Source organism: Actinoplanes sp. NPDC051633, assembly GCF_040681735.1.
Classification (GTDB): domain Bacteria; phylum Actinomycetota; class Actinomycetes; order Mycobacteriales; family Micromonosporaceae; genus Actinoplanes.
Genome location: NZ_JBFAZH010001618.1, coordinates 1 through 1385, shown reverse-complemented (window position 1 = coordinate 1385; position 1385 = coordinate 1). Strand labels below are relative to the sequence as shown.

The 1385-nt window shown below is 75.1% G+C and carries 1 protein-coding gene and 1 pseudogene; one reads left to right on the top strand and one right to left on the bottom strand.

The window, feature by feature from the left end; translation table 11 throughout:
• Window positions 1-184: pseudogene (locus tag AB0M20_RS43660) on the bottom strand (EamA family transporter); the annotation flags it as partial.
• 143 nt (window positions 185-327) lie between these two features.
• On the opposite strand from AB0M20_RS43660, the gene AB0M20_RS43655 reads away from it, so the two are divergent.
• The coding region (locus AB0M20_RS43655; RefSeq protein ID WP_364307397.1) for a PLP-dependent aminotransferase family protein at window positions 328-1385 on the top strand (1058 nt) is incomplete at its 3' end.

The window sequence follows — 1385 nt, the reverse complement described above, 5'->3', positions numbered from 1 at the left end:
GTAGTCGTGCCCGGGCTCGCGCCGCCGCCGCGCGGGCGAACGCGAGCAGGAGCAGACAGGCGGCGGCGTTGCGCAGGGACTGCACGGTGGCCAGCGGCGCGCCGGCGAGCATGCCGGAAACGGCCACGCTGCCGCCGACGCAGACCATGCCGGTGGCGCCGGCCAGGGCGGGAAGCACTCTCATGTGATCAGCCTGCGGTCGGATATGGTCCACGTGAAGGACCAATCCGAGCGCTAGGAGATGGACCAATTCCCGGATCGGACTTTCTCCAGCTGCAACCGTCGTCGGCGCCGGCGAAAGGGCTCGCCGCCTGGCTGACCGACGCGGTGCGATCGGCGATCTCGGACGGCCGGCTCAGCGACGGCGAACGACTGCCGGCCACCCGGACGCTGGCCGCCGAACTCGGCGTCTCCCGCGGCAGCGTGGTCGAGGCCTACCGGCGGCTGCTCGACGAAGGGCTGGTCAGCGCGGTCACCGGCGCCGGCACCGTGGTCCGCGCCGCGGTGCAGCCGAGCGTGACCACGGATCGGCGGGCGGACGTCGGGCTGCGGCTGCCGCCACCACGGCCCGATGGCATCGTCCACGACCTGTCGCCGGGCGTGCCGGACCTCTCGGCGTTCCCGCGGGCGGCGTGGCTGCGGGCCGAGCGGGCGGTGCTGGAGCGGGCCACGGGCGCCGACCTCGGCTACGGCGACCCGGGTGGGCATCCGGTGCTGCGGCGCGAGCTGGCCGGGTGGCTCGCGCGTACCCGTGGGGTGCGGGCCGGGCCCGACGACATCCTGGTGGTGGGCGGCGTGGCGCAAGCCCTCGCCCTGCTCGCCCAGGTCCTGACGGCCGAGGGCATCGCCGAGTTCGGCGTCGAGGACCCCGGGTCGCGCGGCGCGCGGGACCAGATCGCGCATTGGGGGGTACGACCGGTCGGGGTCCCCGTCGACGAACAGGGCCTGCGCGCCGGCGAACTGGGCGACCTCGAGGTGGTGGTGCTGACCCCGGCGCATCAGTACCCGATGGGTGTGGTGCTGAGCCCGGAGCGGCGCCGGGCGTTGCTCGATCGGCCGGGTCTGATCATCGAGGACGACTACGACGCGGAGCACCGCTACGACCGGGCGCCGGTGGCCGCGCTGCAGGGTTCGGCGCCGGATCGCGTCGCGTACGCGGGAAGCGTCTCCAAGTCCCTGGCCCCCGGCATGCGTCTCGGCTGGTTGATCGCGCCGCGCCGGCTGCACGCCGCGCTGCTGGCCGCCAAGCACGCCAGCGACCTCGGCAACCCGGCCCTGCCGCAGCTGGTGCTCGCGCATCTGCTGAGCAGCGGCGACTACGAACGGCACCTGCGCGCGGTCCGGACCCGGCAGCGGCAGCGCCGCGACGCGCTGCTGGCGGCGTC